This is a genomic window from Ruegeria sp. P10, assembly GCF_056534925.1.
Genome location: NZ_JBQERJ010000001.1, coordinates 606,767 through 630,865, shown reverse-complemented (window position 1 = coordinate 630,865; position 24,099 = coordinate 606,767). Strand labels below are relative to the sequence as shown.

Annotated in this window: 29 protein-coding genes; 19 read left to right on the top strand and 10 right to left on the bottom strand. The window is 60.2% G+C overall.

From position 1 onward, the window contains the following. Positions 1-78: 78 nt before the first annotated feature. Entirely contained in the window at positions 79-450 is a 372-nt protein-coding gene (locus ACR0FB_RS03175; RefSeq protein WP_348539713.1) for a winged helix-turn-helix transcriptional regulator, read from the bottom strand. 204 nt (positions 451-654) lie between these two features. Here ACR0FB_RS03175 and ACR0FB_RS03170 point away from each other — a divergent pair, with 204 nt between their 5' ends. Further along, positions 655-1,032, top strand: coding sequence for a VOC family protein (locus ACR0FB_RS03170; RefSeq protein WP_480619681.1), 378 nt, complete (start codon positions 655-657; stop codon positions 1,030-1,032). A 480-nt stretch (positions 1,033-1,512) separates the two neighbouring features. Next, on the top strand, positions 1,513-2,856 hold the full coding sequence (locus ACR0FB_RS03165) for a DNA-packaging protein (protein WP_480620007.1): 1,344 nt from the start codon (positions 1,513-1,515) through the stop codon (positions 2,854-2,856). Positions 2,857-2,881: 25 nt separating this feature from the next. Here the strand turns inward: ACR0FB_RS03165 and ACR0FB_RS03160 are convergent, their stop codons facing one another. Further along, a complete protein-coding gene (locus tag ACR0FB_RS03160) occupies positions 2,882-3,370 on the bottom strand; it encodes a hypothetical protein (protein ID WP_480619679.1) in 489 nt (162 codons plus the stop codon). Positions 3,371-3,891: 521 nt separating this feature from the next. On the opposite strand from ACR0FB_RS03160, the gene ACR0FB_RS03155 reads away from it, so the two are divergent. The 16 genes from ACR0FB_RS03155 to ACR0FB_RS03080 all read left to right on the top strand — a co-directional run bounded on the left by ACR0FB_RS03155 (position 3,892) and on the right by ACR0FB_RS03080 (position 16,566). Beyond that, positions 3,892-5,052: a phage portal protein gene (locus ACR0FB_RS03155; RefSeq protein ID WP_480619677.1), complete on the top strand. Its 1,161-nt coding sequence runs from the start codon at positions 3,892-3,894 to the stop codon at positions 5,050-5,052. Then, positions 5,045-5,263: a GTA head formation protein, RCAP_rcc01685 family gene (locus ACR0FB_RS03150; protein ID WP_152458319.1), complete on the top strand. Its 219-nt coding sequence runs from the start codon at positions 5,045-5,047 to the stop codon at positions 5,261-5,263. The genes ACR0FB_RS03155 and ACR0FB_RS03150 overlap by 8 nt, the downstream gene beginning before the upstream one ends. A gap of 26 nt (positions 5,264-5,289) precedes the next feature. Further along, positions 5,290-5,835: an HK97 family phage prohead protease gene (locus ACR0FB_RS03145; protein ID WP_209832759.1), complete on the top strand. Its 546-nt coding sequence runs from the start codon at positions 5,290-5,292 to the stop codon at positions 5,833-5,835. A gap of 34 nt (positions 5,836-5,869) precedes the next feature. Then, a complete protein-coding gene (locus ACR0FB_RS03140) occupies positions 5,870-7,048 on the top strand; it encodes a phage major capsid protein (RefSeq protein ID WP_480619676.1) in 1,179 nt (392 codons plus the stop codon). A 170-nt stretch (positions 7,049-7,218) separates the two neighbouring features. Continuing rightward, complete coding sequence (locus tag ACR0FB_RS03135) at positions 7,219-7,818, top strand: head-tail connector protein (protein WP_480619674.1); 600 nt, start codon at positions 7,219-7,221, stop codon at positions 7,816-7,818. Further along, positions 7,815-8,153 carry a phage head closure protein gene (locus ACR0FB_RS03130; RefSeq protein WP_480619672.1) on the top strand — a complete coding sequence of 113 codons (339 nt, stop codon included), beginning with the start codon at positions 7,815-7,817 and terminating at the stop codon, positions 8,151-8,153. Before ACR0FB_RS03135 ends, ACR0FB_RS03130 begins: the two co-directional genes overlap by 4 nt. Then, complete coding sequence (locus ACR0FB_RS03125; RefSeq protein WP_480619670.1) at positions 8,150-8,563, top strand: DUF3168 domain-containing protein; 414 nt, start codon at positions 8,150-8,152, stop codon at positions 8,561-8,563. The genes ACR0FB_RS03130 and ACR0FB_RS03125 overlap by 4 nt, the downstream gene beginning before the upstream one ends. A gap of 20 nt (positions 8,564-8,583) precedes the next feature. Next, entirely contained in the window at positions 8,584-8,997 is a 414-nt protein-coding gene (locus ACR0FB_RS03120) for a phage major tail protein, TP901-1 family (RefSeq protein WP_480619668.1), read from the top strand. 4 nt (positions 8,998-9,001) lie between these two features. Further along, positions 9,002-9,322 carry a gene transfer agent family protein gene (locus tag ACR0FB_RS03115; RefSeq protein WP_480619666.1) on the top strand — a complete coding sequence of 107 codons (321 nt, stop codon included), beginning with the start codon at positions 9,002-9,004 and terminating at the stop codon, positions 9,320-9,322. Beyond that, a complete protein-coding gene (locus ACR0FB_RS03110; RefSeq protein ID WP_209832770.1) occupies positions 9,319-9,528 on the top strand; it encodes a rcc01693 family protein in 210 nt (69 codons plus the stop codon). The genes ACR0FB_RS03115 and ACR0FB_RS03110 overlap by 4 nt, the downstream gene beginning before the upstream one ends. Beyond that, positions 9,515-10,177 carry a phage tail tape measure protein gene (locus tag ACR0FB_RS03105; protein WP_171723063.1) on the top strand — a complete coding sequence of 221 codons (663 nt, stop codon included), beginning with the start codon at positions 9,515-9,517 and terminating at the stop codon, positions 10,175-10,177. Before ACR0FB_RS03110 ends, ACR0FB_RS03105 begins: the two co-directional genes overlap by 14 nt. A gap of 15 nt (positions 10,178-10,192) precedes the next feature. After that, complete coding sequence (locus ACR0FB_RS03100; protein WP_480619664.1) at positions 10,193-10,825, top strand: phage distal tail protein, Rcc01695 family; 633 nt, start codon at positions 10,193-10,195, stop codon at positions 10,823-10,825. Beyond that, entirely contained in the window at positions 10,825-11,712 is an 888-nt protein-coding gene (locus tag ACR0FB_RS03095; RefSeq protein ID WP_480619662.1) for a DUF2163 domain-containing protein, read from the top strand. The genes ACR0FB_RS03100 and ACR0FB_RS03095 overlap by 1 nt, the downstream gene beginning before the upstream one ends. After that, positions 11,709-12,155, top strand: coding sequence for an NlpC/P60 family protein (locus ACR0FB_RS03090; protein WP_171631691.1), 447 nt, complete (start codon positions 11,709-11,711; stop codon positions 12,153-12,155). The genes ACR0FB_RS03095 and ACR0FB_RS03090 overlap by 4 nt, the downstream gene beginning before the upstream one ends. Then, positions 12,155-16,270, top strand: coding sequence for a baseplate multidomain protein megatron (locus tag ACR0FB_RS03085; protein WP_480619660.1), 4,116 nt, complete (start codon positions 12,155-12,157; stop codon positions 16,268-16,270). The genes ACR0FB_RS03090 and ACR0FB_RS03085 overlap by 1 nt, the downstream gene beginning before the upstream one ends. Beyond that, positions 16,270-16,566, top strand: a complete 297-nt coding sequence (locus ACR0FB_RS03080; protein ID WP_152458306.1) for a DUF7742 family protein — start codon at positions 16,270-16,272, stop codon at positions 16,564-16,566. Before ACR0FB_RS03085 ends, ACR0FB_RS03080 begins: the two co-directional genes overlap by 1 nt. Here the strand turns inward: ACR0FB_RS03080 and ACR0FB_RS03075 are convergent. Further along, positions 16,547-16,885 carry a TraR/DksA family transcriptional regulator gene (locus ACR0FB_RS03075; RefSeq protein ID WP_480619658.1) on the bottom strand — a complete coding sequence of 113 codons (339 nt, stop codon included), beginning with the start codon at positions 16,883-16,885 and terminating at the stop codon, positions 16,547-16,549. The two genes, ACR0FB_RS03080 and ACR0FB_RS03075, sit on opposite strands and share 20 nt — an antisense overlap. 83 nt (positions 16,886-16,968) lie before the next feature. Here ACR0FB_RS03075 and cysE point away from each other — a divergent pair, with 83 nt between their 5' ends. After that, on the top strand, positions 16,969-17,778 hold the full coding sequence (gene cysE / locus ACR0FB_RS03070) for a serine O-acetyltransferase (RefSeq protein ID WP_152458304.1): 810 nt from the start codon (positions 16,969-16,971) through the stop codon (positions 17,776-17,778). A gap of 4 nt (positions 17,779-17,782) precedes the next feature. Here the strand turns inward: cysE and ACR0FB_RS03065 are convergent, their stop codons facing one another. The 7 genes from ACR0FB_RS03065 to ACR0FB_RS03035 all read right to left on the bottom strand — a co-directional run bounded on the left by ACR0FB_RS03065 (position 17,783) and on the right by ACR0FB_RS03035 (position 24,097). Further along, positions 17,783-18,025: a hypothetical protein gene (locus ACR0FB_RS03065; protein WP_171723067.1), complete on the bottom strand. Its 243-nt coding sequence runs from the start codon at positions 18,023-18,025 to the stop codon at positions 17,783-17,785. 154 nt (positions 18,026-18,179) lie between these two features. After that, positions 18,180-19,487, bottom strand: a complete 1,308-nt coding sequence (locus ACR0FB_RS03060) for a pyruvate dehydrogenase complex dihydrolipoamide acetyltransferase (RefSeq protein WP_480619656.1) — start codon at positions 19,485-19,487, stop codon at positions 18,180-18,182. A gap of 14 nt (positions 19,488-19,501) precedes the next feature. Beyond that, positions 19,502-20,875, bottom strand: a complete 1,374-nt coding sequence (locus ACR0FB_RS03055) for a pyruvate dehydrogenase complex E1 component subunit beta (RefSeq protein ID WP_171631707.1) — start codon at positions 20,873-20,875, stop codon at positions 19,502-19,504. 15 nt (positions 20,876-20,890) lie between these two features. Further along, on the bottom strand, positions 20,891-21,880 hold the full coding sequence (gene pdhA, locus ACR0FB_RS03050; RefSeq protein WP_171115415.1) for a pyruvate dehydrogenase (acetyl-transferring) E1 component subunit alpha: 990 nt from the start codon (positions 21,878-21,880) through the stop codon (positions 20,891-20,893). A gap of 170 nt (positions 21,881-22,050) precedes the next feature. After that, positions 22,051-22,350, bottom strand: a complete 300-nt coding sequence (locus ACR0FB_RS03045; protein ID WP_171115419.1) for an FtsB family cell division protein — start codon at positions 22,348-22,350, stop codon at positions 22,051-22,053. Between the two features lie 140 nt (positions 22,351-22,490). Next, complete coding sequence (locus ACR0FB_RS03040) at positions 22,491-22,835, bottom strand: lysozyme inhibitor LprI family protein (protein WP_171723069.1); 345 nt, start codon at positions 22,833-22,835, stop codon at positions 22,491-22,493. Between the two features lie 71 nt (positions 22,836-22,906). Continuing rightward, positions 22,907-24,097, bottom strand: a complete 1,191-nt coding sequence (locus ACR0FB_RS03035; protein ID WP_480619654.1) for a phosphoglycerate kinase — start codon at positions 24,095-24,097, stop codon at positions 22,907-22,909. Positions 24,098-24,099: the final 2 nt, after the last annotated feature.

Sequence of the window (24,099 nt, the reverse complement as noted above, 5' to 3'; positions counted from 1 at the left end):
ATGTCAAGCGCTGGCAAGCCTTCTGGTGGTTTTCTGAGTCGGATAAGGCACTGTTCGCGGCACCAGACTGCCATTGTATTACAGTGTTAAACCAACGGCCCTGTTGATCGCCATTCCAGTATTCACGGCCTGATAGGTTGGAAATGGCATCCTCTCGGCGGTATGAATGTCGCGTCGGATCCAGTTTTGTGCTTCCAACTGGTGAAGGGATGAGGACAACGCCCGATCTGTAATGACCGAAAGACCTGATTTGATGGCCGAGAAACGATGAGGGGTGCTTGCCAACGCCAGAACTGGCACAGTCCAGGATTTTCGCAGAAGTCTGATTTCATCCTCAGAGCGGGCGGTGGTAATTATCTTGCTGGCGATCGTGGCAGCCTCGGTCCCGCATGGCGTTAGTCGAAATTCTGGACGTAGAGGGTGCCCATGGCCGGGATTTCTTTCGATCATTCCAAGTTCAATAAGATGAGCAAGGCTGGCTGCAAAGGCGGTTCGGCTTGCGTCGGTCGCTGCTAGAAGCGGGGCTTGCCGGCCCGGAACTTTGGCGTGCAGCAGCGCAAGAATTTTCAGGGACCAAGCCCGCGACGTCAGCTTGACAAGTGTATCTATGTCCATAAAGTATAGTAAATATATTTTTCAAAAAGGAAAAGCCTTATGTCGCTCGTTTCATTGAAGAACACCATCACACTTGCGATGTCCGTTCGGGATCGACATGCCAGTGCGGAATGGTACGCCGCCAAGCTGGGATTCGAGCTTATCCACCACATTGATGAAGCAGGATGGAGCGAATTGCGAACCAATGTCGACCGAGTCACTTTGGGACTGGGCGAACAGGCCGAAGCCTCTCCGGGGAATTGCGTGCCTGTCTTCGAAGTCGCGGATATCGCGGAGGCGCGTGGAAAGTTGGAACTTGCAGGCGTGGAATTTGACGGTGAAACGGACACGATTGAGGGGATGGTCAGCACGGCAACGTTTTATGATCCGGATAGGAATGCGCTGATGCTGGCGCAGGATTTGACAGACCAGAGCTGAGAGTAAGAGGTAAAGAAAAACTCAAAACAGCGATCGCTGCGTGTTGCCTCGGCGTTGCGTAACGCGTTGACTTTGCGGACTTAATCCTTTATATCTTGTGATATGCTAGAAGAAGTGGGCAGCGGCCCCGGGGCGACCCGGTGGCCGTTTTTTTGCTTCTCTCGTGCGGAGAAAACTCACGCATGAGGTCACAGGCAAACATGACTTTGATTACCCCGGAAGAGCGGATTTCCCAGACGGCTGAATTGTTGCAGTCGCTTGAGAGGTCCATTCGCGATCTGCGGCAAGCGGCGGAAGAACTGCGCAAACAGATCGGAGCCGGGGAGGATGCAGATCTTGCTGGTTCAGCCAAGCAACTCGGGCAGTTAGAGGGGCTGATCCGAAGTTGTCAGAAAGTGGAGACAAGCTTTGTCGAACAACATCACAGACAAGCCGGAATTGCCCAAGGAGGGTACGCGCTCGATCTTGACCGAGCTCGGTTTGAAGTCGGGTGCAGGCTGGCTCGCCTCCGCGCCTGTTGCGGTGCAGGACAGATTTCTGAGTGAGATCGGGGAGGGAGGGCTGTGTGCCCTCCCTTTCCTGTTCGAATTCTGGGCGATGCCGCATCAGCTGCCACCCGAGGGTGACTGGCGGTCCTGGGTGATCATGGGCGGGCGCGGTGCGGGCAAGACGCGCGCCGGGGCCGAGTGGGTACGGTCGATGGTCGAGGGGTCTTTGCCATTGGATAAGGGCCAGGCCTGTCGGGTGGCTTTGGTTGGTGAGACCTTCGATCAGGTACGCGATGTGATGATCTTTGGCGACAGCGGGATATTGCAATGTTCGCCCCCGGATCGGCGACCCGTGTGGAAGACATCGGAACGCAAGCTGATCTGGCCCAACGGGGCCGAGGCTCAGGCGTTTTCGGCACATGATCCCGAAGGGCTGCGCGGGCCGCAGTTCGATGCGGCCTGGGTGGATGAGCTGGCCAAGTGGAAGAAAGCGGGCGATACCTGGGACATGCTGCAATTTGCGCTGCGTTTGGGCGAGAGGCCCCGGGTCTGCGTGACCACGACGCCGCGCAATGTGAAGGTGCTGAAGGATCTGCTGGCGTCGCCCTCCACGGTGCAGACCCATGCACCGACCGAGGCGAACAGAGCCAATCTGGCGGCGTCGTTTCTGGAGGAAGTGCGCGCGCGCTATGCCGGCACGCGGCTGGGGCGGCAGGAGCTGGACGGGGTGTTGCTGTCGGATGCGGACGGCGCGCTGTGGACGGGTTCGATGCTTGAGGCGGCGCGCTGCGCACAAGTGCCCGAATTGGATCGCATCGTGGTGGCGCTGGACCCGGCGGTGACGTCCGGGTCAGGCGCGGATGCCTGCGGGATCGTGGTGGTTGGCGCGCAAGTGCAAGGCCCGCCCGAGGCGTGGCGCGCCTATGTGCTGGCTGACCGGACGGTGCAGGGCGTTGGCCCGGCAGGCTGGGCGAAGGCGGCGATTGACGCGATGGATGAGTTCGGGGCCGAGCGGCTGGTGGCCGAGGTCAATCAGGGTGGGCAGTTGGTGGAAGAGGTCGTGCGGCAGGTGGACCCTCTGGTCCCGTTCCGGCCGGTGCGTGCGTCACGTGGCAAGGTCGCGCGGGCAGAGCCTGTGGCGGCCCTGTATGAGCAGGGACGGGTGTCGCATGTTGCCGGGTTGGACGCGCTGGAGGAGCAGATGTGCCAGATGACCGCGAGGGGGTTCGAAGGGCAGGGCTCACCCGACCGGGTCGATGCTCTGGTCTGGGCGTTGCATGAGTTGGTTGTGGGGCCTGCGGGGGTGTATCGGCGGCCTCGGGTGCGGAGTCTGTAAAGGCCTTGTTCTCTTGTGGCTATGATCACCCGGTAAAAGTGCAATATTCTTCTTGATATTTGCGCAGCAGGGTCAGTAGACGACGAGGCCGTTCGTCATCTTGCAATTCAGCCATGCCAAACGGGTAGTACTTTACTGGTGCATTAGGAATGGGGATGTGAGGGTTACCATGCGGAGTAGGCGTGTAGGGATCTGTAAACAACAAAATCATGTCTGCGAATTTGACGGAACTCTCTAGTTCTACGAACCTCCAAAGTGCGCTGTCAGTGTTATGGGGGTCAGGAACCTGAGTCCGAGCCAAATCAAACGTCAGGCCGTATATGCGCGTCCCTTGCTTTCTGGTTTCTTCGATTTCAACAGTTGCGTCGCAACCTGCCACCTTGATTTGCTGTTTGACACGTATTTCTGGAAACCAGTGGTTGCCAACCTTGTTTCCTCCTGAAACCTGTCGGGTCTCGGACACCTTTTGAATCTCATGAGCGAGAGATAATCGCGCGTCTTTGGCAAGCGCCATGTTGCAATCTAAGGGCAACAGAGAAAATAGGATTGAGACCATTCTGACGTAATTTACTGTCAACGACGCAGATCCTTACATACGTTGGCGGAAGCGCGGGATAATTCGAGTATGGTCCTCGATTGACACCAACACGCCAAGTTGTAAAGGGTTTGGGGCCTGCAATCTTAAGGTGTTGAAAATGTCCTGCAAAAAAACTTATTTCTTACTTGTTGCTTTGGCGCTTCTTGGGTGTTTTGGCACGCTTTGGTACTTTGATCAGCCCGGCTTCAGCGGGAAGCACAGAATGGGAACTTCGCTGGTTACAGCATTGATAATCGCAGGTTTTACAAGGCACTATTTTGTAGGTATGCGAGACGACGACTAGCCTTGGCGGATATGCCTTTAGTGTTCTGCGCATTTCCTTGACAGATATCCACCCGTTGCCCACCCCCCGTACGCCCCATTCCCGAGGTTTAAACTTCTTTCCGTCATAACTCCTTTCAACAAGCCGGGCAGAGCGGCGGCAGAAAGGAGCACAGATGGTATTCGATTTCTTGCGTCGTGGATCGGCTGAGGCAGCGCCAGAGGCGAAGGCGAGCGCGACGGGGCCTGTGGTGGCGTGGCAGAGCGGCGGGCGCGTGGCGTGGAGCCCTCGGGACGCGGTGTCGCTGACGCGGACGGGGTTTTCGGGGAACCCGGTGGGGTTCCGCTCGGTCAAGTTGATTGCCGAGGCGGCGGCGGCACTGCCTTTGGTGCTGCAGGATCAGGCGCAGCGGTTTGATACCCATCCGATCCTGTCGCTGATGCGCCGTCCGAATGCGGCGCAGGGGCGGGCGGAGTTGATGGAGGCGCTGTTCGGGCAGTTGCTGCTGTCGGGGAACGCCTATGTCGAGGCGGTTCAGGCCGAAGAAGGGCTGCCGGTTGAGCTGCATGTGTTGCGCTCGGACCGGATGAGCGTGGTGCCGGGGGCGGATGGGTGGCCCAAGGCGTATGATTACGCGGTCGGTGGCAAGAAGCATCGGTTTGCGGCGGAAAACATCTGCCATATCAAGTCGTTCCACCCGCAGGATGATCATTATGGGTTCTCGCCAATGCAGGCGGCGGCGATGGCGATTGATGTGCATAACAGCGCGTCGCGCTGGTCGAAATCGCTGCTGGATAATGCGGCGCGGCCTTCGGGGGCGCTGGTGTGGAAAGGCGATGGCCACGGGGTGATGGCCGAAGATCAGTTCCGGCGTCTGTCAGACGAGATCGAGGCGAACTATCGCGGGGCCCGCAATGCAGGCCGTCCGATGGTTCTGGAAGGGGGGCTGGATTGGAAGCCGATGGGGTTCTCTCCGTCCGATATGGAGTTTCAAAAGACCAAGGAAGCCGCCGCCCGCGAGATCGCGCTGGCCTTCGGTGTCCCGCCAATGCTGCTGGGGATCCAGGGTGACGCGACCTATTCGAACTATCAGGAGGCCAACCGGGCGTTTTATCGCCTGACCGTGCTGCCCCTGGTGACGCGGGTGGCGGCGGCGGTGTCGGACTGGCTGGCGGGCTTTACCGGCGAGAAACTGGTGTTGAAGCCTGACCTGGATCAGGTGCCCGCGCTGTCGGTAGAACGCGACGCGCAATGGGCGCGGGTCAACGGGGCCAATTTTCTGACGGATGCGGAAAAGCGCGCGTTGCTGGGGCTGCCGGAGCGTGCAGATGGGTGAGGGGTATCCCTCGTTCGAGTGCGCGCCAGGTCTGCGTCTGGCCGCGCATGAACGGGTGGCCGAGATCCAGCATGCACATCTGTGTCGGCGTCTGGATCAGATCGAAGAGATGATGGAGCGGCTGGAGCGCCGGCTGTGGCTGACGGTCTATGGCGTGGCGGCGGTGATCCTGGCACAGGCGTTTCAATCCCTCTTGGTGGTCGCGCCATAAGTTCAATGGGTTACATGGAGAAGTTCATGGATTTAGAGCATAAATTCGCACGGTTCGGCGACGGTTTGTCGGTTACGGATGACGCGGCAATCGAGGGCTATGCCAGCCTGTTTGGGCAGGTCGATCAGGGCAGTGACGTGGTGCAGCGTGGCGCCTATCGCGGCTCGCTTGACAGGCTGGCCAGAGCGGGTCAGCGCGTCAAGATGCTGTGGCAGCATGATCCGGCCCAGCCCATCGGCGTGTGGGACGAAGTGCGCGAGGACGACAAGGGCCTGTGGGTCAAGGGGCGTTTGCTGGAGAGCACGCAGAAGGGCCGCGAGGCGGCAGAATTGATCCGGGCAGGTGCGATGGATGGTCTGTCGATCGGCTACCGCACCAAACGGGCCGTGAAGAATGACAAGGGCCAGCGGGTCCTGACCGAACTGGAGCTGTGGGAGGTGTCATTGGTGACCTTCCCGATGCTGCCCAGTGCGCGGGTGGCGGCGAAGGGAAGGACACCTGACGCCGAGGAAGCCCTGCGCTGTATTGCCGACGTATTCAACGATGCCCGGCAGGAGCTGGCGCGGACCTAGCGCGCCTCAAAACCACTCAGAACAGGACATGCTGATGAGCAAGACCGAAACCCCGGCCTTGACCGGAGAGGGTGCGCCCCTGGTTCAGGAGGTGAAGCGGGCGATGGCTGGCTTCGTGAATGAATTCAAGGGCCTGAAAGCTGAAGTTAATACAAAACTGCAACAGACAGAAGAGCGACTGACCATGGTGGATCGTAAATCAACAATCGCGGTACGCCCGCATCTTGCCGCTTCGATCGAAGACGGAGCCCCGCATCAGAAGGCATTTGACGCCTATGTGCGGTCCGGCGAAGATGACGGGCTGCGTGGCCTCGAGATGGAGGGCAAGTCCCTGTCAGCAGCGGTCAACAGCGACGGTGGCTATCTGGTTGATCCGCAGACTGCCGAGACGATCAAGTCGGTTTTGAACTCGACCGCCTCGATCCGTTCGATTGCATCGGTCGTGAATGTCGAGGCAAATTCGTTCGACGTGCTGATCGATCACACCGATGTAGGTGCGGGCTGGGCTGACGAAAACTCGGCCACAGCGGAGACCGGAACACCGTCGATCGATCGCATCTCGATCCCGCTGCACGAGCTGAGCGCGCTGCCCAAAGCGTCGCAGCGTCTGCTGGATGACAGCGCCTTCGATGTCGAGGGCTGGCTGGCCGGGCGTATTGCCGACAAGTTTGCACGCGCCGAGGCGGCGGCATTCATCAACGGTGATGGCGTCGACAAGCCCAAGGGGTTGATGATCCACCGCGCGGTTCCGAATGATGGCTGGTCCTGGGGAAGCCTTGGTTATGTCCCGACCGGTATTGATGCGGGTATTGATGCGGATGCGATTGTCGATGTGGTTTATGCGCTGGGCGCGCAATACCGGGTCAACGGGACCTTCGTGATGAATTCGAAGACCGCAGGTGTGATCCGCAAGTTGAAGGACAGTGATGGCCGCTTCCTGTGGTCCGATGGTCTGGCCGCAGGTGAGCCGGCGCGTCTGATGGGCTATCCGGTTCTGATCGCCGAGGACATGCCGGATGTGGCAACCGACAGTTTCTCGATTGCCTTTGGTGATTTCCAGGCCGGTTACACCATTGCCGAGCGTCCTGATTTGCGCGTGCTGCGCGATCCGTTCAGCGCCAAGCCACATGTCCTGTTCTATGCGACCAAACGCGTCGGCGGCGATGTCAGCGATTTTGCTGCGATCAAGCTGTTGAAATTCGGCACCGCCTAACGCGGGCTGAATCCGGGGGGCCCTGGCCCCTCGGACGGCGGGCGCGGGCCGGAGTGAGATCCTCTGCGTTGTCTAGCTGCTCCCCTCCGTCCGAGCAACGTGGGGCGGCGCGTGCCCGCCAATTTCCAAAGATGGGGCCCTGGAGGGGTCCGAGATTGCGGAGTGAGTGGATGATGTTGATCGAAGAGACCGCCATCGCGGATGCGGCGCTGCCGGTGGATCAGTTCAAGGCGCATCTGAGGTTGGGCACGGGCTTTGCCGAGGATGATGTGCAGAATGAAGTGTTGAAGGGGTTCCTGCGGGCCGCCATTGCGGCGATCGAGGCGCGCACTGGCACGGTTCTGATCACACGGGAATTCTCGTGGAGTTTGAACAGGTGGCGCGACCCGTCGGGCGAAGTGCTGCCTGTGGCCCCGGTGGTTTCAGTTCAGGCTGTGACGCTGACTGACAAGCAAGGAGCCGAAACAGTTGCAAACGCTGCGACCTATCGGCTGGAGCATGACAGCCAGCGGCCCCGGATACGCCCATTGGGATCCAGCCTGCCTGCCATCGAAACGGGTGGTTCCGTAAAGATCTCGTTTGTCGCGGGGATGGCGCAGGATTGGGGCGGGCTGCCTGCCGATCTTGGGCAAGCCGTGCTGCTGCTGGCGGCGCATTATTATGAATACCGGGATGAAACCTCGTTGGGCGCGGGTTGTATGCCCTTTGGTGTCACCAGCCTGATCCAGCGCTATCGCATGGTGCGTTTCGGGGCGGGGGTATCGCAATGAACACGCCGCATCTGAACCGTAAATTGGTGCTGGAGGCGCCAATGCGAACTGCTGATGGGGCGGGGGGCTATACCCAAACATGGGCTGCGATGGGGACACTGTGGGCCGAGGTGACGGCGCGCAGTGGGGCGGAACGGCAGATCGCCGGAGCGTCCGTGTCGCGTGTCGGGTACCGCATCGTGGTACGCGGAGCGCCCATGGGATCTCTGATGCGCCCCGCGCCAGATCAGCGGTTTCGCGAGGGAAATCGCTGTTTCGTAATCCGGGCCGTGGCCGAGCATGACCCGCGCGGCAAGTTCCTGACCTGTTTCGCAGATGAAGAGGTGGCGGCATGAGCTATGGCGTTTCCGCCGTTTTGCAGGCGGCCGTGTATCAACAGCTTTCAGCGGACGCAGCAGTCAGCAGCCAATCGGGGGGCGCGATCTATGATGCCGTACCCGCAGGAACCGTGCCGCAGACCTATGTGACGCTGGGCCCCGAAGAGGTGCGGGACGCGTCGGACCGAACAGGCGCGGGCGCGATACACCGCTTCACCGTTTCGGTGGTGTCCCAGGAGGCAGGGTTCGGTGCTGCCAAAACACTGGCCGGCGCGGTGTGTGACGCGCTGGAAAACGCGCCACTCAACCTGGGTCGCGGGCGTTTGGTGGGGCTGTGGTTCGAGCGGGCCTCGGCCCGGCGCACCGGGACCGGCGGCACCATCCGCCAGATCGACCTGAAGTTCCGCGCCCGCGTGGAAGATGACTAAGCAATCAACGGAGAGAGCACATGGCTGCCCAGAACGGAAAAGACCTGTTGGTCAAAATGGATATGAACGGTACCGGCCTGTTCCAGACCATCGCGGGGCTGCGGGCCACGCGCATAAGTTTCAATGCTGAAAGTGTGGAAGTCACCAGTCTGGAAAGCCAGGGTGGATGGCGCGAGCTTTTGTCCGGGGCGGGGGTCAAATCGGCTTCGATCTCTGGCTCGGGCGTGTTCAAGGATGCTGGCACGGATGAACGCGCGCGGCAGTTGTTCTTTGATGGCGAAACTCCAGCCTTTCAGGTCATCATCCCTGATTTCGGGATTGTAGAAGGCCCGTTCCAGGTGACCAGCATCGAGTACGCGGGCTCGCACAACGGTGAGGCGACCTATGAGATGAGCATGGCCAGTGCCGGTGCTCTGACCTTCACGGCGCTTTGATCCGATGGCCAATCCGTGGACAGGCGAGGTGGCGCTGACCATCGATGGCGAGCAGCGGGTGCTCAAACTGACGCTTGGTGCTTTGGCGGAGTTGGAGCAGGAGCTGAATGCTGGGTCGCTGGTTGAACTGGTGCAGCGGTTTGAGGGCGGTGCGTATTCCAGTGCGGATGTTCTGGAGCTGATCGTTGCCGGTTTGCGGGGCGGTGGCTGCCACATTGCCCGGACCGACCTTATGCATGCCGAGATCGAAGGCGGCCCCATGGCTGCCGCCAGAACCGCAGCCGAATTGTTGGCGCGCGCCTTCATGGTGCCGGAGGGCGCATGAGCGGGTTCGACTGGCCTGTCCTGATGCGGGCCGGATTTCTGGGGCTGCGACTGACGCCGGATCAATTCTGGCGTCTGACCCCGGCAGAGCTGCGGCTGATGCTTGGGCAGGGTTCCGGAGCGCCCGCAATGAACCGGGCGGGGTTGGACGCTTTGCAGGCGGCCTATCCGGACAAGACACAAGGAGAGCGTGATGACAGATCGTGACGGGTTTGATGACCTGCAAGAACGAGGCGAAGCGTTGGGCGATTCCCTCGGCGATGCTGCGACTATGGCGGCGGCGTTTGACAGCCAGATGAAGCGCATCAGCGCCGCATTTGAAGAGACCGGCAAGGATGTCGCGACGCTGGAGCGCGGCATGTCCAGCGGATTGCGCAAGGCCTTCGATGGTGTCGTTCTGGATGGGATGAGCCTTTCCGGTGCGTTGGATATCCTGAAGAACTCTTTGATCCAAACGGCTTATGCGGCTGCGATCAAGCCGGTGACGGACCACTTTGGCGGCATGCTGGCCAACACGGTCGGCGGGTTGGTGAAGGGAATTCTGCCCTTTGCCGATGGCGGAAGCTTCAGCCAGGGCCGGGTGATGCCCTTCGCCAATGGCGGTGTGGTCAGCGGCCCGACCATGTTTCCCATGCGCGGCGGCACCGGGCTGATGGGAGAAGCCGGGCCAGAGGCGATCATGCCGCTTGCGCGCGGGGCCGATGGCAAGCTGGGCGTGCGGACGCAAGGCGCCGGGCGTGCCGTGAATGTGGTGATGAACATTTCGACACCTGACGTGCAGGGGTTCCGCCGCTCTCAGGGGCAGATTGCGGCCCAGATGAGCCGCGCGCTGGGGCGCGGCAATCGCAACAGGTAAATCAGGGAGCAGCTGATGAATTTCCACGAGGTGAGATTTCCCGCCAGCCTGAGCTTTGGCTCGGTCGGGGGGCCGGAACGGCGCACGGACATCGTGACGCTGGCCAATGGTTTTGAAGAGCGCAACACCCCCTGGGCCCATTCGCGTCGCCGATATGATGCGGGGCTGGGGATGCGGTCGCTGGACGATATCGAGACACTGATTTCGTTCTTCGAAGCGCGGCAGGGCCAAATGTTCGGCTTTCGCTGGAAAGACTGGTCGGATTTCAAATCCGGCAAGGCCACGGCGGACATCAATTTCGGAGATCAGGTAATCGCGAAAGGCGACGGAACATGCACCGTATTCCAGTTGATCAAGACCTACCAATCGGGCGGGGTAAGCTATGCGCGCCCCATCGTGAAACCGGTATTGGGGACGGTGCGTCTGGGGCTGGATCAGGATGAGGTCCGCGAGGGCGTGGATTTTGACGTTGATCTGACGACGGGAAGGGTCACGTTTGCGGACCCGCCGCCGGAAGAGGTCGATATCACCGCGGGTTATGAATTTGACGTGCCGGTGCGCTTTGACACCGACAAAATCCAGACCAGCGTTGCCAGTTTTCAGGCCGGCGACGTACCGAACGTTCCAGTGGTCGAGGTGCGCATCTGATGGCTGAAGATATCAAGGGCCTGCACGCGCATCTGCAAAGCGGGTTGACAACGGTCTGCCGCTGTTGGGCGATCAAGCGCACGGACGGTCAGGAATACGGTTTCACCGACCACGACAGGGAGCTGAGTTTTGACGGGTTGACCTTCAAGGCAAGTACCGGCCTGACGGCCGCCGCCATCGAGCAGGCCACGGGCCTGTCCATCGACAACACAGAAGCGATGGGCGCACTGTCTGACGCGGCCATTCGCGACGAGGATATCGAAGCGGGGCGTTTTGACGGGGCCGAAGTGCGCGCCTGGCTGGTCAACTGGGCAGATCTGGATCAGCGCATCCTTCAGTTCCGTGGTTCAATCGGTGAGTTGCGCCGCTCTGGCGGCGCGTTCCATGCGGAATTGCGCGGCCTGACCGACTTGCTGAACCGCCCTTTGGGGCGTGTTTACCAAAAGCCGTGCACGGCTGTGTTGGGGGATCGGGCCTGCCGGTTCAACACCGACACGCCGGGGTATTGGTTCAACGGTGTGATCTCGGGTTTCGATGGCGGCACCCTTTTGCATGTTGCAGGAGGTCAGACCATTGAAGAAGGCTGGTTCGAACGGGGGCGCGTGGACGTTTTGTCCGGTTCTGCCAAGGGGTTGTGGTCTTCGATCAAGAACGACAGGCAGACGGCAACCGGGCGGGAAATCACGCTTTGGTCCGGTTTCGGGGCCAGCCTGGCGATCGGCGACAGCGTGAAACTGCGGGCAGGATGCGACAAGCGCATGGAAACCTGCCAGTTCAAGTTCAACAACTTTCTAAATTTTCAAGGGTTTCCAGATCTTCCAGGCGAAGACTGGGTCATGGCTGTTCCCAAGAAAAGCAAAACCAATAGCGGAGGCAGCTTACGGTGACGATACGTAGAGAGGTTATTGTGACAGAGGCGCGCAATTGGCTTGGAACGCCTTATGTGCATCAGGCCTCGGTCAAAGGTGCCGGTGCGGATTGTCTGGGCCTGTTGCGCGGCGTTTGGCGCGCCGTGATCGGGCGGGAACCTGAATCTGTTCCGGCCTACAGCATGGACTGGTCCGAACCGCAGGGCGAGGAACGGATGTGGGTGGCTGCCAGGCGGCATCTGGTCGAAAAACCAATAGGCAAGATGGCATCGGGGGATGTTCTGCTGTTTCGGATGCGCGACGCAAGCGTCGCCAAGCATCTGGGCATCGTCAGTACTACGCACCCCGAACCCCGCTTTATTCACGCGTATTCCGGCCACGGCGTGGTGGAAAACGCACTGAGCAGGCCTTGGTGCCGCCGTATCGTTTCCTGTTTCGAATTCCCGATGGAGATGCATTGATGGCCACTATTCTTCTTTCTGCAGCCGGGGCCGCGCTGGGCGGTTCGATCGGGGGCACGGTTGCGGGCCTTTCAACCGCAATTATCGGTCGGGCTGTTGGTGCGACGGTCGGGCGGATCCTTGATCAGAAGTTCTTTAACCAGTCCGTTATGGGCAGTGGCAGTGAAGTCGTCGAAACCGGTCGCATGGATCGGTTTCGGTTGACGGAAACCGGCGAAGGTGCGCCGGTGACCACCGTGTTTGGCCGTATGCGTGTGGGCGGTCAGGTCATTTGGGCTTCGGATTTTCTGGAGACCCAGACAACGACCACAGAGGGTGGCGGCGGCGGGGGCAAGGGGAAACCCAAGACCCCTGAGGTGACTACCGTCACGTACAGTTACTCGATTTCGCTGGCGATTGCGGTTGGCGCCGGTGAGATCGCCGATGTCGCGCGCATTTGGGCGGATGGAGAAGAACAAGATCGATCCGGCTTCAATATGCGGGTTTACCATGGCACGTGGGACCAGTTGCCGGACCCGCTGATCGAGGCGATTGAAGGCGCCGGAACGGTTCCGGCTTATCGCGGAACCGCCTATGTCGTGATCGAGGACTTCCCGCTCGGCGCTTTTGGCAATCGGGTGCCGCAGTTTTCATTTGAAGTTGTGCGCCCCACGCAGCGGGACATGCCCGATCACGACAGTGCATTGCCTCAGATCGTGCGCGGGGTTGCCATGATACCGGGGACCGGGGAATACGCTCTGGCCAGCTCTCAGGTGAATTATTCACAATCTGGCAAGAGCTGGCCTGCCAACGCACATTCCGCGTCCGGCACCTCGGATCTTGTCTCCTCGACCCGAGCGCTGGAAAGCGAGTTGCCCAATTGTGATGCCGCATCTTTGGTGGTGTCGTGGTTCGGCGATGACCTGAGATGCGGACACTGCAAGATCCGGCCAAAGATCGAACAGCGTGAGATCGACAGCAGCGACATGCCCTGGATCGTATCCGATCAGGCCCGAAGCGACGCCGGGCTTGTGGTGCGACAAAACGGCCGCCCGGTCTATGGGGGGACACCGGCCGATGTGGCCGTGGTCGAGGCGATCCGCCATCTGAACCAATCCGGCAAGCGGGTAATGTTTTACCCCTTTATCCTGATGGAGCAATTGACGGGGAACGGGCTGCCTGATCCCTGGTCGGATGCGTCAAGTCAGCCTCACCTGCCATGGCGTGGGCGGATCACCTTGGATGTGGCGCCGGGGCGTCCCGGTTCCGCGGACCAGACGGCATCGGCCGATGCACAGGTCGCCGCGTTCTTCGGAACAGCACGTGCGCAGGATTTTGCGATCAACCAGGATACGAACGGATCGGGCGGCACCGACGATGGCTCGGGTGGTCTGGTCAGGCCCAGACCGGGTGGTCGGCCTGACGACAGAGGGGATACCGGTTTAACTTGGGTCTCCGGGGGCGGTACCTTTGGCGGGCTGCTGGGGGACAGCGGCGTCACGGCCAAAGAAATCATCCAATATTCCGGCCCTCAGGAATGGAGCCTGCGGCGTTTCATTCTGCACTATGCCATGCTGTGCAAGGCTGCCGGCGGCGTTTCGTCATTCTGCATCTCGTCGGAGATGCGTGGCCTGACCCAGATCAGGGGGGCTTCGGGCTTTCCGGCCGTTGCGCAGCTTCGCGCCTTGGCGACCGAGGTGCGTCAGATTCTGGGGCCGGACACAAAAATCGGCTATGCAGCGGATTGGAGCGAGTATTTCGGATACCAGCCAAAAGGCACCAGCGACAGGTATTTTCACCTCGACCCTCTTTGGGCGGACGACAACATCGATTTCATCGGCATCGACAACTACATGCCGTTGTCCGATTGGCGTGACGGTGAACACCATCTGGACGCCGAGGCCGGCGCGCCTTCGATTTACGACCTGGGGTACCTTCGCAGCAATATCGAAGGCGGTGAAGGGTATGACTGGTACTACGCCTCTCCGGAAGAGGCGGAAGCGCAGATCAGGACTCCGATCGAAGATCAGGGGCATGACGAGCCGTGGATCTGGAGATACAAGGACCTGCGCAACTGGTGGTCGAATCCGCATCACGAACGGATCGGAGGTGTGCGTCAATCCAATCCGACCGATTGGGTGCCCGCATCGAAACCGATCTGGTTCACCGAGTTGGGGTGTGCGGCAATCGACAAGGGCACGAACCAGCCGAACAAATTCCTGGACCCGAAGTCATCGGAATCGCTGTTGCCCGCGTATTCAAACGGGCTGCGCGACGACTTCATTCAGGTTCAGTATCTGACGGCGATGCTTGGCTATTGGAGCGATCCGAAGGTCAATCCGATCTCGGACATCTACGGCGCGCCGATGCTGGACATGGCAAACGTGTATGTCTGGGCATGGGATACCCGTCCGTTTCCGACCTTTCCGAACCTGAAAAGCCAGTGGGACGATGGCGAGAACTATCCCAGAGGGCACTGGCTGAACGGTCGGTCCGGGTCTCGTACGTTGGCCTCCGTGGTGACCGAAATCTGCCACGGTGCAGGTGTCACGGATATAGACGTCTCTGGTCTGTACGGTGTGGTTCGCGGGTATGTCATCGAAGACGTGACGAACGCCCGTTCCGCCTTGCAGCCGCTGATGCTGCGCTATGGGTTTGATGCGATCGAAAGGGATGGAGTGTTGAAGTTCCAGATGCGCGACGGGTACGGCGCAGTTGCCTTGAACCCCGACCATCTGGCGATCAGCAGCGATCTTGAGGGCACGGTCGAACACCGGCGCGAGGCCGAGGCCGAAATGACCGGGCGCGTTCGTCTGCGCTTTGTTCAGTCGGACGCGGATCATGACGTCGTCGCGGAGGAGGCGGTTTTGCCCGATGATCGCACCCATTCCGTATCGGTGAATGAGATGCCTCTGTCCATGACCCGCACCGAAGGGCGGCAAACGGCCGAACGCTGGTTGAGCGAAGCCAGAGTTTCCCGCGATACGGTTCGGTTTGCGCTTCCGCCGTCTCAAATGCACCTGGGGGCAGGGGATCTGGTTCGTTTGACAGACGCTGAAACCGGGCCGGTGTACCGGATCGACCGGTTGGAATCCGCCGACCTGCAACTGGTTGAAGCGGTCCGGATCGAACAGGGCGTGTACAAGGCGTCCGAATTGAATGATGACCCGGCAACGGTCAAACCATATGCGGCGCCGGTCCCCGTGCTGCCGGTTTTTCTGGATCTGCCCTTGATCACGGGCGCCGAGGCCCCTCATGCGCCCTATCTGGCCGTTACCGGGGATCCATGGCCCGGGGCGGCAACGGTCTATTCCTCGTCCAGTGACTATGGCTATCGCCTGAGCGATGTCATTGCCCAGCGGGCAGTGGTCGGCGTGACCGAAACACCGCTGAGGCGCGCCAGTGTCGGTGTCTGGGATGAGGGCCCTGCCTTGAAGGTCAAACTGCTTACGGGTCAGTTGGAATCCCGTCCGCGCAGCTCGGTGATGAATGGCGTCAATCTGGCTGCAATCGGTGACGGAACACCCGGTAACTGGGAGGTTTTTCAGTTCGCTGACGCGGCGCTCGAGGCCCCGGATGTATACGCGTTGTCCGGGCGGCTCAGGGGTCAACTGGGAACAGACGCTTTGATGCCTGATGTCTGGCCGGATGGATCAGTATTCGTGCTGCTGAATGACAGGGTGCAACAGATCAGCCTGCTGCGAAACGAAAGGCGTCTTGCCAAACATTATCGCATTGGGCCTGCGACCCGCGGCTATGATGATCCGTCCTATCAACACCTGATTGCCTCGTTTGCAGGCAACGGATTGCGCCCCTATGCGCCTGTGCACATGCGGGTTCGGTCTGGTACCGCCGGGGATGAGCTTACGTGGATCCGACGTGCCCGAACGGATGCGGATGACTGGTCGGGGCTGGAGATTCCCTTGGGCGAAGAAAGCGAATCCTACCTGGTCCGTGTCATTGCGAGTGGAACCGTTCTGCGCGAAGAACTGACATCCGAACCAAGGTGGACCTATTCGACGGCCATGAAAGCGGCGGATGGTCTGTCCGGGGGCTATGAGGTCGAAGTGGCCCAGGTATCTGCTGTATTCGGACCGGGTGCCTGGTCGCGTCTTGCGGTTGGGCACGCTGCCTAATGCGGCCGGTTCTGCATGGGGATGTCAGTGCTGCGGCGCGCGCCTTGCTGGCCGTGCCGCAGCCGGACAGGGGGGCTTTGTGTGTGCGGATGATCCACGAGGCGGAATTGGCCGACAGGCATTTGGAGCGCACGGGCAAGCTCCACCCGGTTTACGGCAATGGTTCTCTCATGGCCGTTGCACGAAACAGGGCCCTGGCCGATGAACCCGGGTTTGACGATCTGCAATATTGCCAGTGTTTTGAGATGGTTCTGCACCAGCTTGCCAGATTTCAGGCTAGCCGGACGCGCAGCTGACGCATTTGCTGGCGGCCAGATCCAGATTCAGACGCCCATCCGGAATGCGCTCGCCGCAGTCTTCGCAATATCCGAACTCGCCGTCGTCAAGCCGGTCCAACGCTGCCAGAAGCCGGCGTGTTTTCACATCGCGATTGGCCTGCTGTGCCTTGGCCATGGCCTGATTTTGCAGCGCATCCATGCGGCTCAGCCGTCCAACGGCCTGTTGATCCAGTTCGACAACGGCCTGAGCCTGCTGCCCCGACGCTGACATCTGCTGCAATTCCACCAATCGCACGCGAATTCGTGTTTCGAAATGGGTGCGCTCTGACTCATTCATTTTCGTTACATGACCGATCATGGGTTTGCGTTTGGTCTTTTTGCCACTAAATGGCATTCTAGGCGCAGCAAAGGATCAAAGCCATGTTCGAAAAGCGCAGCCATGTGACACCGGTTGATCCGGTCTGGACCCGTATCACATCCGAAGCCCATGCGGCCGTCGAGAAAGAGCCCCTCATGGGGGGGCTTGTGCACGCCTGTATCCTGCATCACCGCAGCCTTGAACGCGCGCTTTCATATCGGGTGGCGGCCAAGCTGTGTTCGAACGAAATGTCGATGATGGTTCTGCGTGAAATCGTGGATGAGGCATATGCCGACGATCCGGGTTTGCTCGAAGCTGCTCGGGCGGACCTTATGGCCGTTTACGAACGTGACCCGGCCTGCCATCGGCTGTTGCAGCCGATCCTGTATTTCAAAGGGTATCAGGCCATGCAGGCATATCGCGTGGCCCATTGGTTGTGGCGCAAGGGGCGCTATGATCTGGCCTATTTCTTCCAGATGCGTTCGTCCGAGATTTTCGGGATCGACATTCACCCGGCAGCCAAAATCGGAAAGGGCATCATGATCGACCATGCCCATTCCATCGTGATTGGCGAGACGGCAGTGGTGGGCGACAACGTATCGATGCTGCACTCGGTGACACTGGGCGGAACGGGCAAGGAAGAAGAAGACCGTCATCCAAAAATCGGAGACGGTGTTCTGATCGGGGCCGGGGCCAAGGTGCTGGGCAACATCACCATTGGGCATTGCAGCCGCATCGCTGCCGGTTCGGTGGTGTTGCAAGAGGTGCCGCCCTGCAAGACCGTCGCCGGTATCCCCGCCAAGATCGTGGGGGAAGCCGGGTGCGACCAGCCTTCGATCTCGATGGATCATATGCTGGGCAAGGATCAGTAGCAGCTCAGCGAGAGCGGTTGGCGCGTTTGTCCAACCGCTTGCGCCGCCGTTCTTCCCGTTTTTGTTTGCGAAGCTCTTGCCGTGTGTCCTGTGCGGCTTTCTGCCGGGCAATCGCGGCCGGATCGTTTGGCTTGAACTTTGAATGCTCACCCGGATAGCCGTTGGGCTTTGCCAAGGCAAAGTCAGGTGACATGGCTGCCGGAAACGCCGAAACAGTCAGGCTGAGAATGAGATTTTTTGAGAGCATCGCGCACCTGCCTTCCGTCTGCTTCCAATGGAAGGAAGTGGGGCGTCTTGATGCATCGGGCAATCGATGCCCCGATCACGCAAGTTCAACTCAGTGAAAACACTTGAGGCTGCCCGCGCTCCGGCTGTCCGGGGCACGGGCATTATTCGGGTCGTCAAGCCAGCATGACCATCGGGTTTTCCAGGTTGTCGACAATAGCCTTGAGCAGTTCTGCCCCCAGCGCGCCGTCGATGACGCGGTGATCGACGGACATGGTAACGGACATTACGGTCGCCACCGTCAGTTCTCCATCATCCCCGACAACGGGCTTTTTCACGCCGGTACCCACCGCCAGAATGCCGGCATGAGGCGGGTTCACGATGGCGTCGAAATTGTCGACGCCGAACATGCCGAGGTTCGAGATGGCGAACGTGCCACCCTGATACTCGTGCGGTGCCAGCTTGCGCTCGCGGGCACGGGCGGCGAGATCCTTCATCTCGGTCGAAAGCGCCGACAGAGATTTCATGTCGGCGTCCTGAAGAACCGGGGTGAACAACCCGCCCTCGATCGCGACCGCTACGGCCACGTCCGACGGCTTGAGTTGCAACACGCGGTCGCCCGCCCAGACGGCGTTGCAGGCTGGAACCTGCTGAAGCGCGTTGGCGACGGCCTTGATGATGAAGTCGTTGACGCTCAGCTTCACGCCACGGCCTTCCAACTGCTTGTTCAACTGGCTACGGAACTTCAGCAGCGCATCCAGCTTGATGTCGCGGCGCAGGTAGAAATGCGGGATGGTCTGTTTGGCCTCGCCTAGGCGTGCGGCAATGGTTTTGCGCATACCGTCGAGCTTGATTTCCTCGTACGGGCGGCCTTCGTACATCCGCGCGACCATATCCGCCGATGGACCAGACGGAGCTGCAGGGGCAGCTGCGGGCGCGGCGGCGGGAGCTGTGGCAGGAGCCGCTGCCGGAGCGGTGGCAGTTGCGCCCTCGACATCGACCTTGACGATGCGACCGTGCGGGCCGGAACCGGCAATCTGCGTCAGGTCGAGACCTTTTTGTGCAGCAATCCGGCGAGCCAGAGGCGAGGCAAAAATCCGACCACCATCCGCCTTGGCCGGAGCGGCCGGGGCAGGGGCGGGCGCCTCGGGTGCCGCTGGCGCGGCAGCCTCGTTGCCCGCGGCGGCTGGTGCCGCCTCCGGGGCTTTGGCCGGGGTCGCGGCGATGTCATCCGCGCTTTCGCCATCTTCCAGCAAAATCGCGATAGCGGTGTTGACCTTGACCCCTTCGGTGCCTTCGGGGATCAGAATCTTGCCGATGGTGCCTTCGTCAACGGCCTCGAACTCCATCGTGGCCTTGTCGGTTTCGATCTCGGCCAGCAGATCACCGGAGGAGACGGTATCGCCTTCCTTAACCAGCCATTTTGCAAGCGTACCTTCCTCCATCGTCGGGGACAGGGCGGGCATCAGAATTTCTGTAGGCATCTGTCTGTCGCTCCTTACCGGTAGGTCACTTGTTTGACGGCGGCGATCACCTCATCGGTGGTGATCAGGGCCAGCTTTTCGAGATTGGCGGCATAGGGCATCGGCACGTCCTTGCCAGTGCAATTGATGACCGGCGCGTCAAGGTAATCAAACGCCTCCTGCATCACGACCGAGCTGATGTAGCTGCCCACCGAACCTTGCGGCCAGCCTTCTTCCACAGTCACCAGACGGTTGGTCTTCATCACCGAGTTTATGATCGCACCGGTATCCATCGGACGGATGGTGCGCAGATCGATGACCTCGGCGCTGATGCCGTCTTCGGCCAGCTTGTCTGCGGCTTCCAGTGCGTATTGCATGCCGATGCCGAAGCTGACGATGGTCACGTCCGAGCCTTCGCGCCAGATGCGCGCCTTGCCCAGCGGCACGGTCAGGTCATCGACCTGCGGCATGTCGAAAGTGCGACCATAGAGGATTTCGTTTTCCAGGAAGATCACCGGGTTGGGGTCGCGGATGGCCGATTTCAGCAGACCTTTGGCGTCGGCTGCCGAATAGGGCATGACGACCTTCAGGCCGGGGATCTGCATGTACCAGGCGGCATAGTCCTGGCTGTGCTGGGCAGCCACGCGCGCGGCGGCGCCGTTGGGGCCGCGGAACACGATCGGACAACCCATCTGACCGCCGGACATGTACAGCGTCTTGGCGGCCGAGTTGATGATCTGGTCGATCGCCTGCATCGCGAAGTTGAACGTCATGAACTCGACGATCGGCTTCAGACCGCCAAAGGCCGAACCCACGGCGATGCCGGCAAAGCCGTGCTCGGTGATCGGTGTGTCGATCACGCGCTTGGGGCCGAATTCGTCCAGCAGACCCTGGGAAATCTTGTATGCGCCCTGATATTCCGCGACTTCCTCGCCCATCAGATAGACGTCTTCGTCGTTGCGCATTTCTTCGGCCATCGCGTCACGCAGAGCTTCGCGAACGGTTTCGGATTTCATCTCGGCATCTGCCGGCCAGTCGGGCGACAGGTCGACCACCGGCGCAGCGGGGGCCGCAGCGGCAGGAGCGGGGGCCTCGACCGCTGCCGGGGCGGCTTCGGTCACCGCTGCGGCTGCCGGTGCAGCCGCGGTCACGGCCGAGGCGTCTTCGCCTTCCTCGACCAGAACCGCAATCGGGGTGTTCACTTTGACCCCTTCACTGCCTTCGGCGATCAGGATCTTGCCGACGATGCCCTCGTCGACAGCTTCAAATTCCATTGTCGCCTTGTCGGTCTCGATTTCGGCCAGGATGTCACCGCTGGATACGGTGTCGCCTTCCTTGACCAGCCATTTGGCCAGCGTGCCCTCTTCCATCGTGGGCGAAAGGGCGGGCATGAGAATTTCGGTTGCCATGTCTTATTCGTCCTCTCAGGCGTAAATGTCGGTCCAGAGCTCTTCAACGGCGGGCTCGGGGCTTTCTTTCGAGAATTCGGCGGCTTGGTTCACGATCTCTTTGATTTCCTTATCGATCGCCTTCAGGTCATCCTCGGTCGCGTGTTTGCCGGTCAGCAGCAGCTCGCGCACATGTTCGATCGGGTCGCTTTGTTCGCGGACTTTCTGAACCTCTTCGCGGGTGCGGTACTTGGCCGGGTCGGACATCGAGTGGCCGCGATATCGGTAGGTCTTTACCTCAAGAATGTATGGGCCCTTGCCGGCGCGGCAGTGGGCAACGGCCTTTTCACCAGCGGCTTTGACGGCCAGCACATCCATTCCGTTGACGATCTCGCCGGGGATGCCGAAGGCTTCGCCGCGTACATAAATATCGGGTGACGAGGTCGAACGCGCCTGCGCTGTGCCCATGGCGTATTGGTTGTTCTCGATCACGAAAACCACGGGAAGATCCCACAGAGCGGCCATGTTGAACGTCTCATAGACCTGGCCTTGGTTTGCGGCACCATCGCCGAAATAGGTAAAGGTCACGCCGCCATTTTCCTTGTACTTGTCGGCAAAGGCCAGACCTGCACCCAAAGGCACCTGCGCGCCGACGATGCCATGGCCCCCATAGAAATGCTTTTCTTTCGAGAACATGTGCATCGAACCGCCCTTGCCCTTGGACAGGCCGCCTTCGCGCCCGGTCAGTTCGGCCATCACGCCGCCCGGGTCCATGCCACAGGCCAGCATATGGCCGTGGTCACGATACGAGGTGATCCGCTTGTCGCCGTCCTGTGCTGCCGCTTCGAGCCCGACAACAACCGCCTCTTGACCGATGTACAGGTGGCAGAACCCGCCGATCAGACCCATGCCATAAAGCTGACCCGCCTTTTCTTCGAATCGACGGATCAGAAGCATCTCGCGGTAGTATGTCTTGAGTTCTTCCGCAGAAACATTTGGTTTCTTTGTGGTTTTTCGCGCAGCCATAGTGGCGATCTCCCCCTTTCGGCAAGATAGTTTAGCGTTAAACTATCTCATAAAGCATTTGGGGCTTTCTGGCGAGGGGAAATGTGACGCAGCGTCCGAACGGGCGCGGCGCAGCCGACGGGCAAAGCGGTGTGACCATGGTCCGACAGTATCCGGCAGCCCAAACAGGATCAGCGGATCACGATTTCATCCGCTCGGATCATACCAAGAACCGAACGCGCTTGCTGATCGAGCAGGTCAAGATCCAGATAGGTGTCGGACAGGCGCCGGGTCAGGTTTTCCAATTCGGCGATTTGGGCATTCAGCTTTTCCAGGTCCTGTGACAGGGCGTCCCGTTCCGCAGCAATTTCGACCCGCCGAAACAGGCCATAGTCACCTTGTACGGCGGCAAAGGTGAAATACACACCAAGCATGAAAGCCACCGAGAAAAAGATGATTGAGCCCAAACCGGGCCGATGGGAACGGGACACTCTGTTTACCGCCGTATGAAAACTAGCCTCAAAAACGTGCCCTTTGCGAGCATCTGAACACACTATGTCACAGGTGATTCGGGTTGTGAATCCCCTGTTTCGATTTTTTCATCAGTAATTTAAGCGCGTCCTGATCCTCGTCAGCGCCAGGATTCCAGCGCCTGATTTCGCGCGACGGTCTGTTCTTTCATGCAGGTCCAGTAGAACATCGGCGCAGCGCTGCCGCCGCCTGACAATTCCTTGTCGCAGGTTGCGTCTCGGACCTTCAGCCAGACGCGTTGTTCGGCCAGAAGAGCATCGCCGTTGCCGCGCGCATCGGCTGCGGGTTTGATCTGTGCCCACAGCCGGTTGAGTTCGCGATCTGCGGCCTCCCATTGTTCCTTGGCGCAGAAATTGGCGTCAAGCTGGGTTTGGCCGCCGCAACTGGATTGAGCGGCGGCAGAGCAGGGCAGCATCATTAGGACAAGAAAATAAATTGGCTTCACGGTAATATCCCCCGTTCAAAAGGGGATAATACCATGGACCATGTCAGGCGATCAAAGGCGGCAAGCAGTGCTTACTGATCCAGCGCTGCGACACCGGGCAGCGTTTTGCCTTCCATCCATTCCAGAAACGCGCCACCCGCGGTTGAGATATAGGTGAAGTCCTTGGCGGCACCCGAGGCGTTCAGGGCAGCAACCGTGTCTCCACCTCCGGCGACCGAGATCAGCTGGCCCGAACGGCTGAGCGCGGCCGCCTTCAAGGCGGCGGCATTGGTGGCGGCGTCGAACGGTTCCAGTTCGAATGCGCCCAGCGGTCCGTTCCAGATCAGGGTTTTGCTTTTTTCGAATATCTCGATGATCGCGGCCACGCTTTCGGGGCCAGCGTCCAGGATCATGCCATCCTCGGGGCATTGATCCGCGGGCAAAACCTGATGAGGGGCATCGGCTTCAAACTTTTTGGCAACCACGACGTCACGTGGCAGAGCGATCTGGCAGCCGGTGCTTTCGGCCTTGGCCAGAATTTCGGCAGCGGTGTCTTTCATCGCAGTTTCGGCCAGCGATTTTCCGACACTGACACCTTGCGCGACGAGGAACGTATTGGCCATGCCGCCACCGATCACCAGATAATCGACCTTGTCGATCAGATTACCCAGCAGTTCCAGCTTGGTCGAGACCTTGGCCCCGCCCACAACCGCTGTTACCGGGCGTTTGGGCGCGCCCAACGCGCTTTCCAGTGCCTGCAACTCGGCCTGCATCAAACGGCCCGCACAGGCAGGCAACAGGCGCGCGATGGCCTCGGTCGAGCTGTGGGCCCGATGCGCCGCTGAAAACGCGTCGTTGCAGTACACGTCACCCAGCCTGGCCATACCTGCGGCCAGATCGGCATCGTTCTTGGTTTCCTCCGCGTGAAAACGCGTGTTCTCGAGCAACAGCACCTGGCCGGGCTGCAAGGCACCGGCGGCCAGTTCCGCCTCGGCCCCGACGCAATCGGCAGCAAACTGCACCTTTGCGCCAAAAGCGCTTTCCAATGTCGGGACCAGTTGTTTCAGCGACAGGCTTTCACGCCGTTCGCCACCGGGACGGCCAAAATGAGCCAGAAGGATCGGTTTTCCACCAGCGGCCAGAATATCGCGCACCGAGGGGACGATCCTTTGAATGCGGGTGGCGTCGGTCACAACACCGTCAACCACGGGCACGTTGATATCCACACGCACCAGCACGCGTTTGCCGTTCAGGTCCATATCGTCCAGTGTTTTCCAGCCCATTG